At 61.1% G+C, this 16,438-nt stretch carries 13 protein-coding genes, 1 tRNA gene and 1 other RNA gene; 5 read left to right on the top strand and 10 right to left on the bottom strand.

The features are described 5' to 3' along the window. Together K3146_RS02095 and K3146_RS02090 are read right to left on the bottom strand one after the other, a co-directional pair. Positions 1-1,572 (bottom strand): winged helix-turn-helix domain-containing tetratricopeptide repeat protein, encoded by a 1,572-nt coding sequence (locus K3146_RS02095; RefSeq protein WP_221544546.1) that lies wholly within the window; start codon positions 1,570-1,572, stop codon positions 1-3. 388 nt (positions 1,573-1,960) lie between these two features. Next, complete coding sequence (locus tag K3146_RS02090; RefSeq protein ID WP_221544545.1) at positions 1,961-2,764, bottom strand: hypothetical protein; 804 nt, start codon at positions 2,762-2,764, stop codon at positions 1,961-1,963. Between the two features lie 702 nt (positions 2,765-3,466). Between K3146_RS02090 and K3146_RS13635 the strand changes: the two genes are divergently transcribed. Next, a complete protein-coding gene (locus K3146_RS13635) occupies positions 3,467-4,378 on the top strand; it encodes a Druantia anti-phage system protein DruA (protein WP_221544544.1) in 912 nt (303 codons plus the stop codon). A gap of 229 nt (positions 4,379-4,607) precedes the next feature. Here K3146_RS13635 and K3146_RS02080 read toward each other — a convergent pair. Next, positions 4,608-4,693: transfer RNA gene (locus K3146_RS02080), tRNA-Tyr, on the bottom strand. A gap of 155 nt (positions 4,694-4,848) precedes the next feature. Here K3146_RS02080 and rlmB point away from each other — a divergent pair. Continuing rightward, positions 4,849-5,640 (top strand): 23S rRNA (guanosine(2251)-2'-O)-methyltransferase RlmB, encoded by a 792-nt coding sequence (gene rlmB / locus K3146_RS02075; protein WP_221544543.1) that lies wholly within the window; start codon positions 4,849-4,851, stop codon positions 5,638-5,640. A 24-nt stretch (positions 5,641-5,664) separates the two neighbouring features. Beyond that, positions 5,665-6,519, top strand: coding sequence for a hypothetical protein (locus K3146_RS02070; RefSeq protein ID WP_221544542.1), 855 nt, complete (start codon positions 5,665-5,667; stop codon positions 6,517-6,519). 75 nt (positions 6,520-6,594) lie between these two features. Here the strand turns inward: K3146_RS02070 and K3146_RS02065 are convergent, their stop codons facing one another. The 5 genes from K3146_RS02065 to ffs all read right to left on the bottom strand — a co-directional run bounded on the left by K3146_RS02065 (position 6,595) and on the right by ffs (position 12,099). After that, the gene (locus tag K3146_RS02065; protein WP_221544541.1) at positions 6,595-6,867 is read right to left on the bottom strand and encodes an HU family DNA-binding protein; all 273 of its coding nucleotides are present in this window, start codon (positions 6,865-6,867) and stop codon (positions 6,595-6,597) included. A 214-nt stretch (positions 6,868-7,081) separates the two neighbouring features. Next, positions 7,082-9,475 (bottom strand): endopeptidase La, encoded by a 2,394-nt coding sequence (gene lon / locus K3146_RS02060; RefSeq protein WP_221544540.1) that lies wholly within the window; start codon positions 9,473-9,475, stop codon positions 7,082-7,084. 289 nt (positions 9,476-9,764) lie between these two features. Next, positions 9,765-10,106: a YbaB/EbfC family nucleoid-associated protein gene (locus tag K3146_RS02055; RefSeq protein WP_221544539.1), complete on the bottom strand. Its 342-nt coding sequence runs from the start codon at positions 10,104-10,106 to the stop codon at positions 9,765-9,767. A gap of 10 nt (positions 10,107-10,116) precedes the next feature. Continuing rightward, the gene (locus tag K3146_RS02050; RefSeq protein WP_221544538.1) at positions 10,117-11,931 is read right to left on the bottom strand and encodes a DNA polymerase III subunit gamma/tau; all 1,815 of its coding nucleotides are present in this window, start codon (positions 11,929-11,931) and stop codon (positions 10,117-10,119) included. 73 nt (positions 11,932-12,004) lie between these two features. Further along, an RNA gene (gene ffs / locus K3146_RS02045) (signal recognition particle sRNA small type) lies at positions 12,005-12,099 on the bottom strand. 74 nt (positions 12,100-12,173) lie between these two features. On the opposite strand from ffs, the gene K3146_RS02040 reads away from it, so the two are divergent. Then, the gene (locus tag K3146_RS02040; RefSeq protein ID WP_221544537.1) at positions 12,174-12,653 is read left to right on the top strand and encodes a hypothetical protein; all 480 of its coding nucleotides are present in this window, start codon (positions 12,174-12,176) and stop codon (positions 12,651-12,653) included. Positions 12,654-12,665: 12 nt separating this feature from the next. On the opposite strand, the gene K3146_RS02035 is transcribed toward K3146_RS02040, so the two are convergent. Together K3146_RS02035 and hrpB are read right to left on the bottom strand one after the other, a co-directional pair. After that, positions 12,666-12,944, bottom strand: coding sequence for an ETC complex I subunit (locus K3146_RS02035; protein WP_221544536.1), 279 nt, complete (start codon positions 12,942-12,944; stop codon positions 12,666-12,668). 17 nt (positions 12,945-12,961) lie between these two features. Further along, positions 12,962-15,478 carry an ATP-dependent helicase HrpB gene (hrpB, locus tag K3146_RS02030; RefSeq protein ID WP_221544535.1) on the bottom strand — a complete coding sequence of 839 codons (2,517 nt, stop codon included), beginning with the start codon at positions 15,476-15,478 and terminating at the stop codon, positions 12,962-12,964. Positions 15,479-15,621: 143 nt separating this feature from the next. Here hrpB and K3146_RS02025 point away from each other — a divergent pair, with 143 nt between their 5' ends. After that, complete coding sequence (locus K3146_RS02025) at positions 15,622-16,428, top strand: hypothetical protein (protein ID WP_221544534.1); 807 nt, start codon at positions 15,622-15,624, stop codon at positions 16,426-16,428. Positions 16,429-16,438 lie beyond the last annotated feature (10 nt).

Below are 16,438 nucleotides of genomic sequence, written 5' to 3'. Positions count from 1 at the left end.
TCAGGACAGGAGTCCCTGCCTCTCAAAGGCGCCGGTCATCAGCTCGAGCATATCCGGACGTGCGATCGGGAAACGCTCTTTCAGCCCTTCGCGCGTGAGGCCTGGATACTCCCTCGCGATTTCCTCGACTATCTTCTGTAGCCCTTCATCGTTCCCGCTCTTCACCATGCTCGTCAGCGTTATTGCAAGCAGGGCGATCGGCGCACTATCGAACGCGATCCCGCGCCTTCCCCAAGTTGCCGCTTCCTCGAAACGACCCAACCCGAGCATCGAAAGCGACCTTAACGCGCAGATATGGTGATAGTTCGGATCGAGCGGGCTCAACTCGAGCGCCAGTTGCGAATGGTCCAGCGCCTCTTCGAAAAGGCCGATCTGAGCTTGCACTGATGCAAGCGAGAGGTGTGCAAAAGCGCTCGCCGGTGCAATCTTCACCGAGCGCGTAAGGAGTTCCATCGAGGTGTCGGTATGTCCCAATGCGCTCATCGCCCGCCCGGTTGCTACGGCCACGAACGGGTCATTCGGGTCGAGGCGCAGGGCGTGCCGCGTCGCTTCTTCCATCTTCCGGATGAGGCCGGGACGGTCATCGTCTCCCAGATTGACCATCGATATCGACCACAGGCAGAAGGTGATGCCTGCCTGCGCGCGCGCGAATTCGGGATCCAGCTGCATAGCTCTTTCGAACCGGCTGAGCCCCGTGCGCAGGTCCTTGTTGGTCACTGCAAAAACATTCGACCGTCCCAAATGGTAGAGCTCCCAGGCCGATAGCTGGTCTTCGGCAATCTTGCTCGCGCGCCGCGCTTCGTTCTCGGGTACCACCGTGTCGATGTTCTGGAGCACGCCCCGAACCGCCTCGGCGCGGACCGCGTGGATTTCCGCGACCGACCCTTCGAACCGGTCGGTCCAGACTACTCGCCCGCTGCGCAGGTCTGCGAGTTCCATCGAGATGCTGCACCTATCGTCCCACACTTCGAGAGAACCTGACAGGGCGTAGTCGGCAGCAAGCCGTTCGCGCAATTCATGGCTTGCCGCATCGTGCGAGAGGAACCGGAAGGCCGAACCGCGATCAATGATCCTGATGTAGCGTGTCTTCTGCAGCCCCGTGATGATCTCGTCGGGGATTGCCAGCGCGAGGTTCGAGCGTTCGCTGGTAGGCCCCAGCCACTTTAGAGGCAGTACCGCGACGATCGGCGGGCCATCGATCTCAGCGGTTTCGGCCGCTGCTTGAAGCGATAAATCCTGAGCGCGCAATTCTGCACTTGCCAGGCGTGTAACGCTTGGCATGAAGCGGAAACCCTGGCCGTGAACAGTCGTGATGACCGATGGCCCGCCCCCTGGCTGATCGAGCAACCGGCGAAGCGCCATGATCTGGGAGTAGATGGCGTCATCCGAGACCACCCGCCCGTTCCAGACCTCCTCGACCATCACCTCCTTGCTGACGATCCGGCCGGGATTGTTCACGAATACGCGCAGCAGGAGTGATGCCTTGCGTCGAAGCGGAACCGGCTGGTTTTCGCGGCGCAATTCGTTCGACAGGCTATCGAAGTCGAAATCCAGGAAAGTAAACTTAGTCATGAAACCCGAAGCTGAAGAAGGCGGTCACCATCCTGTCCGCAGGGGTGACCGTTCATGCCTCGATCATAGGTCCAAGCTGCCAGGATTGCCAGCGACCGGAAACATTCATGTCGGAAGGAGCCGGGTGGTGGACAGGGCTGGATTCGAACCGGCGTACGCTTGCGCGGGCAGATTTACAGTCCCCTAATCTGCTGCCCTAAGGGACTGAAATGCAGACACAATCTCTGCACGATTTCAGTTTGGGGGAACTTTTGGGGGAACTCGAATTCGAAGCGATTTTGTTTCCATATTTCAGTATCTTAAATATCCCAAGGGTAGCAGACTTTGGATCTCCCGCCCCTAGACTGATGGTTCTGAACGGTTCGTCAGCGGCATGACAAGTTAGCGTTCAGTACTTTTTGATGGACGGGAATAGAGCAGCGATAGCAGCGAGAGCCGCGCCGATAACGATCGATATGATAGCCTCTGGAGAGTCCTTCTCTGACGCTATGAGCGCGGAGATAGCCGCGAGGGCCGTACCCGCCGTTAAGAATGCCCATTTTGTCCAGCCGAGTAGAACATTCCTGGAGAGAATGATTGGGACAGTGATGTCTCGTGCTCGCACGCCTGACGGACCAGCTAGGGCTAGATTGCAACTGCTCACGCGGCCAACCAACGAATGCTCTGAGCTGCAAACAAAGCGTTTTACGTCATATCGTGAGTCAATCGTGTTCTCGGTGGAGCTGATGAAATTGAGATCATCCCCGAACGGAAGTATCTGCAGCGAGATTTCCGGCGCGGACGTCGATGAGCTGCCCGATGCATTGCTGAGGGTATAGACCTCAAACTCATAGTTGAGGCCGCTTGATAACGCGAAGGCGCCAAAGGAGGCGCTCGCCACCTTCTCCGCCTTAGGCCACGTGCCGAACCAGCTCCGGGCTGGCTTTCTGGAGACTCGAAACAACACATAAAAGACAGTGTCATCGCTATCGAATGGGGAACAATCGCTGAGCCGTTCAACAATTATCTCAAAGGCACGCAAATCTAGGTCTGTCGATATTCGAGGGCGCGCCAGACACGCTTGAAAGGCGTATTTCGTATCATCTCTTGCAGCCACACCAGGTAGGCTCGCTTGATCGCTAGGAGCAGCATGCGAACGCACGTCGGAATCGGTCAGATTTGCAGCGAATTGACCGGCTTCAAAGACGATCAAGCAGGACGAGCCAATTTTCTCTGCTCGGATAGTCCTCACATACCGGAGCGGGATGATTACTGGCGTTGCTTGGTCCGGGTCACTCCGAGGATTCTGGGCAAGAAAGCAGGCAACCCCCCACTCACCCGCGAGACCCTCATGATCGATCCGCCCCCAAAGCTCATCGGTCATCCAACGCCGATCATATCGGAATTGCATCTGTCCGCCTAAAGGCTGAGCCAAGACGCGAATGATGTCATCAGAGTAACGTGGTCTGTTCGGTGGTGCCGAAGAAAGCAGAACGATCAAATAAAGTGCCCCTGATGTCTATCTTACAAAATGTGGCGCATTGGGCTTCGCTTGCCACTTGAGATGTATCCATCCTGACGGAATGTAGTGTGACTCCCCATTTGCATCGAAGATTCGATGGCCACCGCTTGCACTCACGTTAAGGCGGAGGGGGTTTAGAATTCTAACCACCGTCCCAGACTCAAAATGATACTCACGCCATTCCTCGCTGGAAATGTCGGAGAACCTTAACGCACTCTCATTGCGAAATTCGACTGGCACCGCGCTAGACATGCAACTCCGTGGGATTGATCGAATCCTACCTACACCCCTAACGAAGGCGTGGGCAATTGCTGATTTGCGGTTCGCATTCCAAAAGAAAGAACATAGGTTTGCAGTGGTATTACTCGTTCCTCTCTTCAGCCAAGGATAGAGATGTCAGTCGACGCAAAGCGCAATGAAAGACAACTCGGCGAGCCTATACCGAATGATCCCGACACTTCCCATGAAGTCCATATTCGAGGTCTCACTTTTGATCCCGAAAAATTGGAGCGAGTACGAAAAGTTCTCGAAGGTAGTCGCGGACGCACACAAGCCAGCCAGATTCTTTGTCGGGAACTCTCCTATCGCCAGCCAAACGGCAAGCTGAAGGAGTCCGCCATGCGCGACGTTCTGCGCAGACTGGAGGACATCGGCCTTGTAAAGCTACCGCCACCGTTAGTACCTCTTGAGCGCAACAATGGCTTTGCGACTGCACAGATAGCAGATCTAGACCAAAGAGCGATTGCCACTCCCGTCCAAGACTTGAAGGTTCAAGGTGTCGGCGCTCCATGTGAAGCACGCCTGTGGAACGGCCTAATCGAGCAATTCCATTATTTGGGCCGAAAGCCACTTGTCGGGAGAAATTTGAGGCAGATAGTGTTTTGCGGGGAGCGCCCGGTCGCTTGTCTCGCATGGGCGGATCCGTGTCTCCGAATTCAGCCACGCGATAATTATCTCGACGAAAATGTTGTGGGCGGCTCAGATCATCATGCGGGCGTCAACAACACCCGGTTTCTAATTCTCCCCTGGGTTCAAGTGCCAAACTTGGCGTCAAGGATCCTTTCTGTCGCGACAAAGCATGCGATGAATCATTGGAGGAAGCACTACCGCGTAGAACTGCGATGGGCTGAAACATTCGTGGATCCAAAGCTGTTCAAAGGAACCTGCTATCTGGCCTCGAACTGGAAGGTCGTCGGAATGACCAAGGGTACCGCACGGTCCGGTAGGTCAGATCGCAGGGAGCACCATGGCCGGAGGAAGCTCATCATGGTGCGCCACTTTCCATCGCGGCGAAAAAGGATCTGAGTGTCTCTCCGGAAAGCGCCTCAGCACCTCGACTCTACCTATTTGCAGCACCTCAGTCAGGCCAAGCGTGGACTGGAGGAAGGTTTAGGATGCGATATCCGACTTCACATTTTGGGGGAACTTTGGGGGGACTTGCACATCTCTTCAGCCCCTTCGACGACCTTAACGCGCAACGCAAAACGGCCCCTCGCGGGGCCGTAAAATCAAGGTTTTCTGCGGGTTTGGCGGGTGGTGGACAGGGCTGGATTCGAACCAGCGTACGCTTGCGCGGGCAGATTTACAGTCTGCTGCCTTTAACCACTCGGCCACCTGTCCACACCGGTTCGCCAATTCTCTTGTTCGAAGAGAAATTTGCGGGGATTCGCATTGGCATCCCCTGCCGAGAGGCGCCCCTTTGGCGAAGCGGCGCTTGCCTGTCAATGCCCTCGCTGGCAGGAGCGCGACGCAAACACGATTACAGGACTTCAAGCATGGCAAAGGGTGAACGCAAACGCGCATTGAGGGGCCGGGCGGGCCGCATGAAAGGCGGGCGCGGCAGCGGCCGCGCCAGTGCAGGCCATGTGCGCCTGTGGGGTCGCCACGCGGTCGAGGCAGCGTTGAAGAACCCCGAGCGCCAGCACCGCAAGCTATGGGCCACCCGCGAGGGGGTCGCCTCGCTCGACGGCGAGCTGCCGCCCGATTTCCCCGTTGAGTATGCCGATGTGCAGGACCTCGCTCGGCTCGTCGCCAAGGACGCACCGCATCAGGGGCTTGTGCTCGAATGCGCGGCGCTTGAAGACCAGTTCCTTTCCGATGTCCTGGACGGCGATCCGGCGCGCCCCATTGTCGTGCTTGACCAAGTGACAGACCCGCACAACGTCGGCGCTATCATGCGATCGGCTGTAGCCTTCAATGCGGCGGCGCTGGTTACCCAGGACCGCCATGCCCCGCCCGAGGGCGGCGTGATTGCCAAGTCTGCCTCGGGCGCGCTCGAAACGCTGCCATGGATACGCGTCGTCAACCTCGCCCGGGCGATGGAAGAGATGGCAGAGGCCGGATACTGGCGGATCGGGCTCACCGGCCACACCGAAACCACTTTCGCCGAAGCCCTGCCCGCAGGTCCGGTCGCTATCGTGCTCGGTGCCGAGGGCGAAGGCATGCGCCACAATATCGAGACGCATTGCGATGCTCTGGCGAAATTGCCGATCTCTAACGAAATCGAAAGCCTGAACGTGTCCAACGCAGCTGCCATTGCGCTATATGCAGTGGCTACACGAGGCTGATATCCGTTTCAGGGGGATTTGGACGTGACCAAGATTTCGATGAAGATCCGCGCTGCCGGTCTTGCAGCAGCAAGTTCGCTGGCGCTTTCTGGCTGCCTGCTGTCGCCGGGTGCCTTCACCAGCGAATTGCAGCTGATGCAAGACGGCAGCTTCTCCTACAGTTATGACGGCGAGATCCAGATGCTCGCGCTCTCCAAGCTCGCCGAGATGGGCAATAAGGCGGAAGAATTCGAAGCCGAATGCTACGACGACAATTTCGAAGAGCGCGAATGCACGCTGGCCGAGGTCAACGAACAGCGCGCCGAATGGGATGCCAATGCAAGCGCCCGCGCCGCGGAGGAGCGCGAAGAAGCCGAGCAGATGAAAGCCTTTCTCGGCGGCATCGATCCCTCGAACCCCGAAGCCGCCCAGGAACTGGCCGCCAAGCTGTCGCGCCAGCGTGGTTGGGACGAGGTCACCTACAAGGGTGACGGTCTGTTCGATGTCGACTTCCGCATATCGGGTCGGATGACGCATGATTTCGCCTTCCCGGTCATCGAGAAGATGCCGATGGGCAATATGTTCGTCACCGTGGTGCTGCGCGACCAAGCGCAGGTTCGCGTCGATGCACCCGGATTTGCCGCGCAGGGCGGCGGCAACCCGATGCAGGGGATGATGGCCGGCATGGCCGGTCTCGCCCAGATGTCGGAAAAGGGCGACGGGGAAGATATCGGCAAAATGGTGGTGCCGGAAGGGACTTTCACCATCGTGACCGATGGCCGGATCCTAGCCAACAACACGGACGAAGGGCCGGTCGCCAATGCGCGCGGACAGGCGCTCGTCTGGGAGATCAGCCCGCGTACCGAGCAGGCGCCGACGGCCTTGATCGCTTTCGAATAGGTTGGCTGCCGTCAAACAAAAACGCCGCAGCTACCCGTCGTAGCCGCGGCGTTTTTCTTATGTAGTCGGCGCGTCTTAGTTGACGGCGTCCTTCAGACCCTTGCCAGCCTTGAACTTGGGCTGGTTCGAAGCGGGGATGTTCATCGGCTCGCCGGTGCGCGGGTTACGGCCGGTCGAGGCCTTGCGCTTTGCGACCGAGAAGGTGCCGAAACCGACCAGGCGCACTTCGTCGCCCTTCGACAGCGACTTGGTGATCGCGTCGAACACGCCTTCGACGGCGCTCGAAGCGTCGCTCTTCGACAGGCCGCTCGATTCTGCGACAGCACCAATCAGATCGTTCTTGTTCATTCTAGGTAGAACCCCCTCATTCGAGTTTTGATTTGTTGTCCGGTGAATCGACTCCCCCGGTGGAGGCAGCGAATTGAAAGAATTTTCCGCCGCCTGTCAAAGGCAAAATCGGCGAAATTTCGCGGTTTTTAGGCCGGTGCAGTTATTTGCGCGGTAAAACGGTAATATGCTGTGCCGCAGCGAGACAAATCGCTGCGGCGCATCATAGCAATTGTTAATGCGCAGTGGGCGAAGGCGTCCCGCCGTGGGCCTTTTCTGGTTGGCTGGCGAGGTCATCTGCTTCGGTCCACTCAATGGGATTCGGCAGCGACGTGAGCGCGTGTTCGAGCACTTCGTCGACATGGCTGACCGGAACAATTTCCAGGCCTTCCTTCACATTGTCGGGAATCTCGGCGAGGTCCTTCACATTCTCCTCTGGGATAAGGACCTTCTTGATCCCGCCGCGAAGCGCCGCGAGCAGCTTTTCCTTGAGCCCGCCGATAGGCAGCACGCGGCCGCGCAGCGTGACTTCTCCGGTCATCGCCACATCGGGCCGCACCGCCAGACCCGACAGGGTCGAGACGATCGAGGTGACCATGCCGATTCCAGCCGACGGACCATCCTTGGGCACCGCACCTTCTGGAAGGTGGATGTGGATGTTCTTGCGCTGGAAGATGCTCGGCTTGATGCCGTAATGCGGCGCGCGGGCCTTCACGAAACTGAAGGCCGCGGCGACGCTTTCGTTCATCACCTCGCCCAGCTTGCCGGTGGTTTTGATCTCGCCCTTGCCCGGCGTGGTGACGCTTTCGATAGTCAGCAGCTCGCCGCCGACTTCAGTCCATGCGAGACCGGTGACGGCGCCAACCTGCGCCTCCTCCTCGCTCATTCCGTGCTTGAACTTGCGTACGCCAGCGAACTCGCTGAGGTTTTCCGGCGTGATCGAAACGCTCTCGGCCTTGCCTTCGAGGATCTTGCGCAAGCTCTTGCGGGCCAGCCGCGCCAGCTCGCGCTCGAGAGTGCGGACACCCGCCTCGCGCGTGTAATAGCGGATGATATCGCGCAACGCGTCCTCGGTCAGCTCGAATTCGCCATCCTTCAGGCCATGGTCCTTGACCTGCTTGCGCAGGAGGTGGCGCTGGGCGATTTCGACCTTTTCATCCTCGGTATAGCCTTCGAGCCGGATGATCTCCATGCGGTCGAGCAGCGGCTGCGGCAGGTTGAGGCTGTTGGCCGTGGTGACGAACATGATGTCCGACAGGTCGAGGTCGAGCTCCAGGTAATGGTCCTGGAACTTGTTGTTCTGTTCGGGGTCGAGCACTTCGAGCAGCGCCGAGGCTGGATCGCCGCGGAAGTCCTGTCCCAGCTTGTCGATCTCGTCGAGCAAGAAGAGCGGATTGCTCTTGCCGGCCTTCTTGAGGTTGGTGACGATCTTGCCCGGCAGCGAGCCGATATAGGTGCGGCGATGGCCGCGGATTTCGGCCTCGTCGCGCACGCCGCCCAGCGACTGACGAATGAACTCGCGCCCGGTCGCCTTGGCAATCGACTTGCCCAGGGAGGTCTTGCCGACACCCGGAGGGCCGACGAGGCACAGGATCGGCCCCTTAAGCTTGTTGGTGCGCGCCTGCACGGCGAGATATTCGATGATCCGGTCCTTGACCTTTTCCAGCGCATAGTGATCCGCATCGAGGATCTCCTGCGCCTTGCCGATGTCCTTCTTGACCTTGCTCTTCTTGCCCCACGGCAGGCCGAGCAGCACGTCGAGATAGTTGCGGATGACGGTCGCCTCGGCGCTCATCGGCTGCATCGCCTTGAGCTTTTTGAGCTCGCTTTCAGCCTTGGCGCGCGCTTCCTTCGAAAGCTTGGTCTTGCCGATCTTCTCGGTCAGCTCGGCAATCTCGTTGCCGCCGTCCTCGTCGCCGTCGCCAAGCTCGTTCTGGATCGCCTTCAACTGCTCGTTGAGATAATATTCGCGCTGCGTCTTTTCCATCTGCCGCTTCACGCGGCCACGGATGCGGCGTTCCACCTGCAGCACCGACAGTTCGCCTTCCATGAAGGACATGACCATTTCGAGACGCTTTAGCGGATCGGGTTCGACCAGCAGCGACTGCTTGTCGGAAACCTTGGCGTTGATCGCGGCCGCGATAGTGTCGGCCAGTTCACCTGCATCGTCGATCTCGCCGAGCTGTTCGGCGGCGTCTTCGCCGATCTTCTTGTTAAGCTTGGCGTATTCGCCGAACTGTTCGACCACCTGGCGCATCATGGCGCTGATCTCAGTGCCCGAAGCGGTCGGTTCCTCGATGATCGAAACCTCGGCGTTCACATGGCCGCTGGCGTTGTGCAGCCCGACGAGCTTGGCTCGCTCTTGCCCCTCGACCAGCACGCGTACCGTGCCATCGGGCAGCTTCAGCAGCTGGAGCACCTGCGCCACTACGCCGGTGTCATAGAGATCGGTTCCCTCCGGATCGTCACAACCCGGATCGAGCTGCGAGAGGAGGAAGATGTCCTTCGAGCCTTCCATCGCGACTTCCAGCGCCGCCACCGACTTGTCTCGCCCAACGAAAAGCGGGACGACCATGCCGGGGAAAACGACGATGTCGCGCAGGGGAAGGAGGGGGAAGGTCTCGGTCATATGCATTCTGTCCATCTGAGGCCCGCGAGCGGGGCCATCGCGTTGGGACCGAATATGGGTAGCCCCCCGCCCTCGTGCAACGTCCGCTTCCAGCTAAGCTGTGCACAGCGCTTTCCGTTCAGCTTCAGGCAAGCCAAGCTGAAGGATGGAACACTTGGAACACGGTATTGGAAGGAAAACCCGGCCGGAAATGCAAAGTGCCGCAACGATCGCTCGCGCGGCACCTTCATGGAACTCGATGATTTCGACACGGCCGCAACCTATCACGCGGCAGCTGCTGTAGGACAGATCAGCCGAAGCCCGGAATATTCATACCCGGCGGCAGACCCATGCTGCCCTGGATCGCTTCCATCTGTTCGGCCGACTTGCGGTCCGCCTTGTCGCGCGCATCGTTGAAGGCCGCTGCGACAAGGTCTTCAACAATCTGCTTTTCTTCCGGCTTCATCAGGCTCTCATCGATCTCGACACCGATGATGCGGCCGCGCGCCGTGGCACGGACCTTCACGAGCCCGCCACCAGCCGTGCCCTCGACCTCGATGTTGTCGAGCTTGGCCTGCGCCTCGTTCATCTGGGTCTGGATCGTTTCGGCAGCCTTCTGAGCGGCAGCGATCATTTCTTCCATGGACTTCATAGGGATTTCCTCATGCTCTGCGGTTCCAGGGAACCTCGCGCCGCATCGGGGGGAGATCGGCGCCGTCTTCTATCATTTCGGCATCGGGGAAGGCGGCTTCAACCGCTTTCACCATCGGATGTTCGAGCATGGCGGCTCTGGCCGCTTTGGCCTTGGCCACGCGCTGCTCCTCCATCGAGGGCGCAGCCAGCGCGGGATCGCCCGTTTCGAGCTGCCAGCGCGTTTCGGTAATCGCATAGAGCGCGTCCTTGAGCACCGGCTCGATCGCGTCCGAATACTTCGCATCGCGCGCATAGACGAGCTTGCCCATCTCCACGCTTATCGGGCGGATCTGCAGGCGCATGATGCTTTCGGCCTGCAGCTTGCCGGCGGCTGAGACCTTCTCGACCAGCTCTTCCCAATCGAGCGTTGCGGTGGGGGCACTTACCCCGCCCTCGCCGCCCGACGGCGAAGCTGCCGGAGCGCGCGAGGCAAGCTCTTCCAGCTTCTTCGCCAGCTTTCCGGGATCGGGCATGGTGCTGGCGTGGAGCACGCGCAGCAGCGCCATGCGGGCGGATACTAGCGGATCGGGCGCCTGTCGGACTTCGTCATGCCCCTTGAGCAGCAATTGCCACAGCCGGTGCACTTGCCCGACTTCGAGCCGCCCGGCCCATTCGCTCAGCTGTTCGCGTTCCTCGGCTGTTGGTGCATCGGCTTCGCCGCCCGCGACCTGTGCCAGCGCGATCCGGTGGGTGAGGTCCATTAGGCTGCGCATCAGCGCCAGCGGTTCCACACCGAGTGCGTATTGGTCATCGACCGCAGCCAGCGCTGCCTTGGCATCGCCATCGAGGATATGCGCAAAGAGCCGCCTTTGCGCACCGCGATCGGCGAGGCCGAGCATGTCGCGCACGCGCTCGGCAGTGACCTTGCCGCCCGTGTCCATGTCGGCATGAGCGATGGCCTGGTCGAGGATGGAAAGCCCGTCACGTACCGAACCTTCGGCGGCATTGGCGATGATGTGGAGTGCTTCGTCCTCGGCCTCGACGCCTTCCTTGCGGCAAATCTCGGCAAAATGCGCCTCGAGCAGTTCGACCGGGATGCGGCGCAGGTCGAAACGCTGTGTCCGGCTGAGCACGGTGACGGGAAGCTTGTCGACCTCGGTCGTGGCGAAGAGGAACTTCACATGCGCGGGCGGTTCTTCCAGCGTCTTGAGCAACGCATTGAAGGCATTGCGCGAGAGCATGTGGACCTCGTCGATGATGTAAATCTTGTAGCGCGCCGATACGGCCGCGTAGCGCACCGCCTCGATGATCTCGCGTACGTCGTCGACACCCGTATGCGACGCGGCGTCCATCTCGATCACGTCGATATGGCGGCCCTCGGCGATGGCCGTACAGGGTTCGCATTGCCCGCAAGGGCTTATCGTGGGGCCGCCCTGTCCATCCGGACCGATGCAGTTCAGGGCCTTGGCAATCAGGCGCGCGGTCGAGGTCTTGCCCACCCCGCGTACGCCGGTCATCAGAAAGGCATGGGCCAGCCGATCACGCGCGATGGCATTGGCCAGCGTGCGCACCATCGCATCCTGTCCGATCAGTTCGGCAAAAGTCTGCGGACGGTATTTCCGGGCGAGCACGCGGTAGGGCTGTGCGGCCTTGGCAGGCTCTTCGGCAGCGACCGGTTCAGGTTTCGGTGGCGCTTCGACCGGCGCAGGTGCTGGAGAGGGCTCGGGCGCATCGCCGAACATCGAATTCTGCCCCGCCGCCTCCAGCTCGGCAGCGCTCGGTGCGTCGTCCTCGACGTCGCTCTCCCACGGAAGGCCGTCAGAATTATCCGGTGAATCACCCATGCAGGATTAGGTAGGCGCAGACGCGCCGGTTGTCACATGGTGACGCCCAGGAATTGTGGGAACGAATTGTGGGTAAAAAGGAGCCGAGCGACCCGCCGCAATTCACCTGGGCTGCTTCCTTCCGGACCTGACCCGGTGAGCGAACGCAAACGTCCACCCGACTCCCGGCGCGCCATATGGCGACGAGGCCCCCGCTTGGCAAGTCCTGCGAAGCGGCTATCATGCGCCGTGGGAGGGACTGCATGAAATTTCACACGACCATGGCGGCGCTTGCGCTGCATGCTGCCGCGTCGGTGCCGGCAGTGGCGGAAGACTCGCCCGATTTCGGCGACGACAGCTCCGAATACGCCCGCGACGGCGAATGCGACGATGTGCGCTTCGTGGGCGAGGGAATGGCCGAGGCGCTGCTGACGGACAATATCGGCAAGGATGCCACCGATTGCAGCGCGGCGTTCAAGGCTGGCTCGATCGAGCGCAACCCCCTGTTCGCCGATCCCGCCACAAATGGGGTCTACGACTTTGGCGATAACACCTCGAGCTTCGCCTATGACGGGATTTGCGACGATATCCGCTTCGTCGGGCCGCACTCGCCCGAAACGCTCTATCTTGCCGAGGACATCGGCCACGATGCGAGCGACTGTCGCGAGGGCGTGGAAGCGGGCGAACTGACCTGGCAGGCCAATGCGGCCGAGATCGAGATGGGGCTTACGGTCGGCGACTGACCGCGAGGCGCCTTACCGGAAATTGTCGGCGTAGGCCTGCAGCTTCAGGCTGTGCGGCGGCGTTGCGTGGACGCGGGCGGCAATCCCGTATTTCTCGGCATAGGCCTTTGCCTCGTCCTTGCTCGGGAAGGTAAGCTGCACCTGCGCCTGCGTGTCGCCGCTGCCGGTCCAACCCATCAGCGGGTCGGCGCGGCGCGCCTCGGTCTGCTCGAACTCAAGCACCCACTCGTCAGTGCGGGCCTTGCCCGATTGCATCGCGTTTTGCGGACGTTGATAGATTCGTGCAGCCATAGTGGGCGCCCTGTAATTCACCCTCCCGAATTTTGGAAGGCGTTCTTGGTCTTCAAACTGGGCTGTTCCGTCCAAGGTTCCTCGGGCCAGCGGTGCTTGGGGTAGCGGCCCTTCATGTCCTTGCGCACATCGGCCCAGCTACCCCGCCAGAAGCCGGGCAGGTCGCGAGTCGACTGGATCGGTCGGCCGGCGGGGCTGGTCAGCTTGAGCAGGAGCGGGGTCCTGCCCACCATCGGATGCCGCTCGAGCCCGAACAGCGCCTGCACGCGGACCTCCACGCTCGGCGCATCGTCGCCCGTGTAGTCGATCCGGTGCGTCGTCCCGGCAGGCGAGGTGAATTCGCGCGGCGCTTCGGTGTCGAGCCGCTGGCGGTCAGTCCATTCGAGTGTACCGAGAAGTGCGTCGACCAGCCTGCCCTTGGGAATGTCCAGATCGCGCCTGCCCTCGAGCAGCGGGGCAAGCCACAGCGCTGCGGTTTCGGCCAGCCGGTCGGACTCGAATGCCTCAATTCCGACGAAGGAAGCGCGGGCAAGCAGCTCTTCGGGAAGGAGTTTTCCCGAATTTTCCAGAGCCTTCTCCACAAGGATATCCACAACCGCCTGCGGATCGGGAGAGGGGTCGGGACCGCTCGCGAGCGTGATTGAACCGAGCCGGCGTTCAAGCCGCGCCTCAACTCGATCGTCTTTCCAGCGCAGCACAGAGCGCTTCTCTATCCGGTCGCCCAGACAGCGCTCGATCTCCGCCTCCTCGAGCGCGATGGCCGAGGTGATCCTGGCGCCTTTCGCCTGCCCCTGCGCATCACCGATCACGAGGAACTCAGCCCGAGCCAGCGGCGATGCAGGATCGAGCACGAATCCGCGTCCACCGGCAGCAATCCAGTTCTCTCCCGAAGCATCGCGACGTTTGGCAACGAAATCTGGGCGTCCCGCAGCGAGCAGGACGGCTGGGGGAACCTCTAAAGCCGTTCGGGCTGAGCTTGTCGAAGCCCTGTACTTTTCTTCAGGTACCGCGTGTGAAGTGAAGTGCGGCCCTTCGACAAGCTCAGGGCGAACGGAAAGCTGATGTTTAGCCAAAGCTGCCCAGCGACCCGCCAGCTTGCGGCTCGCCTCTGCCCTTGCCCCGCGGTCGGAGTTCCACCGCAAAAGTCTTGCTTCGAGGTCCTCGCCCCGCCCTCCGAGCCCGCGTTCCTGCAGGAGCAGCGCCAGTCGCGCCGCCGTTTCCATCGCACCATGCTCTGTCCCGAACAGCACCATGGCTGCCGATGCCGGGTCGAGCGGCAATCTCGCCAACTGCCTTCCGCGGCCGGTAATCTGCCCGTCTCCGTCGAGCGCGCCGAGACCTTCCAGCATGCGCCGTGCCGCCGATACCGAAGCTTCGGGCGGAGTATCGAGCCATTGGAGGCTTGCCGGATCGCTCGTCCCCCATTTTGCAAGGTCGAGCACCAGCGGCGCGAGGTCGGCTGTTTCCATTTCGGGAGGATCGAACTGCCGGCGTCCGGCATGTCCGCCCTCTTCCCACAGCCGGTATGCGACGCCCGGTCCCTGACGCGCCGCACGCCCGGCGCGCTGGGCGGCGGCTGCCTGGCTTGCCCGATGGGTTACGAGATGCGTCGTGCCAGCCGCACGGTCGAACTCCGCCCGCCGCGAAAGTCCGGCGTCGACCACCACCGATACACCATCGAGCGTGAGCGATGTCTCGGCAATGGCAGTAGCAAGTACGATCCGGCGGTGCCCCTCGGGATTACGCCGGATGGCTGCACGCTGCTCAGCTGGCTGGACTTGGCCATGGAGCGGCAGGACGAGCGCCTTGGGCAGCCGCTCCGCCAGCCGCTCGCGTGTCCGTTCGATCTCTGCGACACCCGGGAGGAAGGCGAGGATGTCTCCCTCTTCGTCGCGCCAGGCGGTGACAATCGCGGCGGTCATCGCATCTTCGACACGCGCCTGCGGCGATGACCCGAGCCAGCGGATATCAAGCGGATGGGCGCGTCCCTCACTCTCGATCACCGGGATACCGTCACCCATGAGCGAGGCGAACCGCGCCCCGTCGATGGTCGCAGACATGACCAGCACGCGCAGGTCCTCGCGCAGCACGCTCTGCGTTTCCAGCGCGAGGGCGAGGCCGAGATCGCTGTCGAGGTGCCGCTCATGCGCCTCGTCGAACAGCACCGCGGAAACGCCCGCAAGCTCGGGATCGTCGAGGATCGTGTTCACGAAGATCGCTTCGGTCACCACCAAAACGCGGGTCTTTGCACTTCGCTTGCTGTCGAGGCGCGTGAGGTAACCGATTGTCTCCCCGGGCTTTTCGCCAAGTATGTGCGCCATGCGTTCTGCTGCAGCGCGTGCGGCCACACGGCGTGGCGAGGTCAGTATGATCGTGCCGCTGCACCAATCCTCACCGAGCAGAGCGGGCGCGACAGCCGTCGTCTTGCCCGCACCCGGCGGCGCGACCAGCACTGCACCGCTCTTGTCTCGCAAGGCCGCGAGCAGGTCTGGCAGGACGGTATCGATGGGCAAGTCGGACACTGGAGCGCTCATTGCACAATGCACTGCGCAAGACACCCATCAATTGGCGGGTCACCTACGCATACCGCATCGGGACACGGGAAGAGCAACGCTTGAATATAGGCCTGTAATGCGTGAAAGTCCCGGGTGCCGATGGAAATGGCGGGGAGGAATTCATGAGAGGTGTATTGGCAGCATGGGCCGTTTTGGGTCTCGCAGTGGCTACAACCGCATGCAGCGACAATGCGACGGAAGCCACGGCCAGCAGCGGCGAGACGACCATTGCCGGGGACTGGATGGTCGATGTCGGCAACACCCATTTTGACGAGACCACCCAGGAATTTTCCCTTGCGGACGGCACCTATGCCTGCCCGACTTGCCCGACCCCGATCGAAATTCCGGCGGACGGCGCATGGCACGAAATCGCCGGGTCGAACGGGATGAGCACCAAGGTCGACGTATCCGGCGACAGGAGCGTCACCACCTCGATGCGCCGCGAAGACGAAGATGTTGGTTCGACCACTTGGACCGTCAGCCCCGATGGCGAAGCGATGGAAGCAAGCTGGACCACGATCCGCGGCGACCAGCGCAACGAGGGCACTACCAGCTACACACGCGCCGCTGCGGGGCCCGAAGGCGCGCATGCCGTTTCGGGCAAATGGATCACCTCCGGCGTCGGCGATGTGAATGACGAGGCATTGCAGTTCAGCTTCAAGCTCGACGGCGACGAAGTGACCAACAAGCGCAATGTCGTCGGCTATACCGCCACGATGGGTGGTGATGCGGTCGAGGTAGAAGGCCTCGACGATGGCACGATGGTGAAGGTCGAGCCCTATGGCGATGGCGGAGTCCGCGAAACCTACATGCTCAACGGCGAAACGACGGTCATCAACGAACTGGTCGTGAATGGCGACTCGCTGATCGGGACGACCATCGATCCGCGTAGCGGAAGCCGTGTCGAATGGGTTGCGAAGCGCCGCTAAGGCTGAGCGG

The sequence above is a fragment of the Qipengyuania vesicularis genome (genome assembly GCF_019711415.1).
In the GTDB taxonomy this organism is placed as follows: Bacteria; Pseudomonadota; Alphaproteobacteria; order Sphingomonadales; family Sphingomonadaceae; genus Qipengyuania; species Qipengyuania vesicularis.
Note: the sequence above shows the minus strand (reverse complement) of the source record. Positions and strands in the feature narration are given on the sequence as shown.

Coding starts and splice junctions, on each gene's coding strand:
- K3146_RS02050 (WP_221544538.1), bottom strand. CDS start 11,931: ATGGGTGATTCACCGGATAATTCTGACGGCCTTCCGTGGGAGAGCGAC.
- K3146_RS13635 (WP_221544544.1), top strand. CDS start 3,467: ATGTCAGTCGACGCAAAGCGCAATGAAAGACAACTCGGCGAGCCTATA.
- rlmB (WP_221544543.1), top strand. CDS start 4,849: ATGGCAAAGGGTGAACGCAAACGCGCATTGAGGGGCCGGGCGGGCCGC.
- K3146_RS02025 (WP_221544534.1), top strand. CDS start 15,622: ATGAGAGGTGTATTGGCAGCATGGGCCGTTTTGGGTCTCGCAGTGGCT.
- lon (WP_221544540.1), bottom strand. CDS start 9,475: ATGACCGAGACCTTCCCCCTCCTTCCCCTGCGCGACATCGTCGTTTTC.
- K3146_RS02040 (WP_221544537.1), top strand. CDS start 12,174: ATGAAATTTCACACGACCATGGCGGCGCTTGCGCTGCATGCTGCCGCG.
- K3146_RS02055 (WP_221544539.1), bottom strand. CDS start 10,106: ATGAAGTCCATGGAAGAAATGATCGCTGCCGCTCAGAAGGCTGCCGAA.
- hrpB (WP_221544535.1), bottom strand. CDS start 15,478: ATGAGCGCTCCAGTGTCCGACTTGCCCATCGATACCGTCCTGCCAGAC.
- K3146_RS02065 (WP_221544541.1), bottom strand. CDS start 6,867: ATGAACAAGAACGATCTGATTGGTGCTGTCGCAGAATCGAGCGGCCTG.
- K3146_RS02035 (WP_221544536.1), bottom strand. CDS start 12,944: ATGGCTGCACGAATCTATCAACGTCCGCAAAACGCGATGCAATCGGGC.
- K3146_RS02095 (WP_221544546.1), bottom strand. CDS start 1,572: ATGACTAAGTTTACTTTCCTGGATTTCGACTTCGATAGCCTGTCGAAC.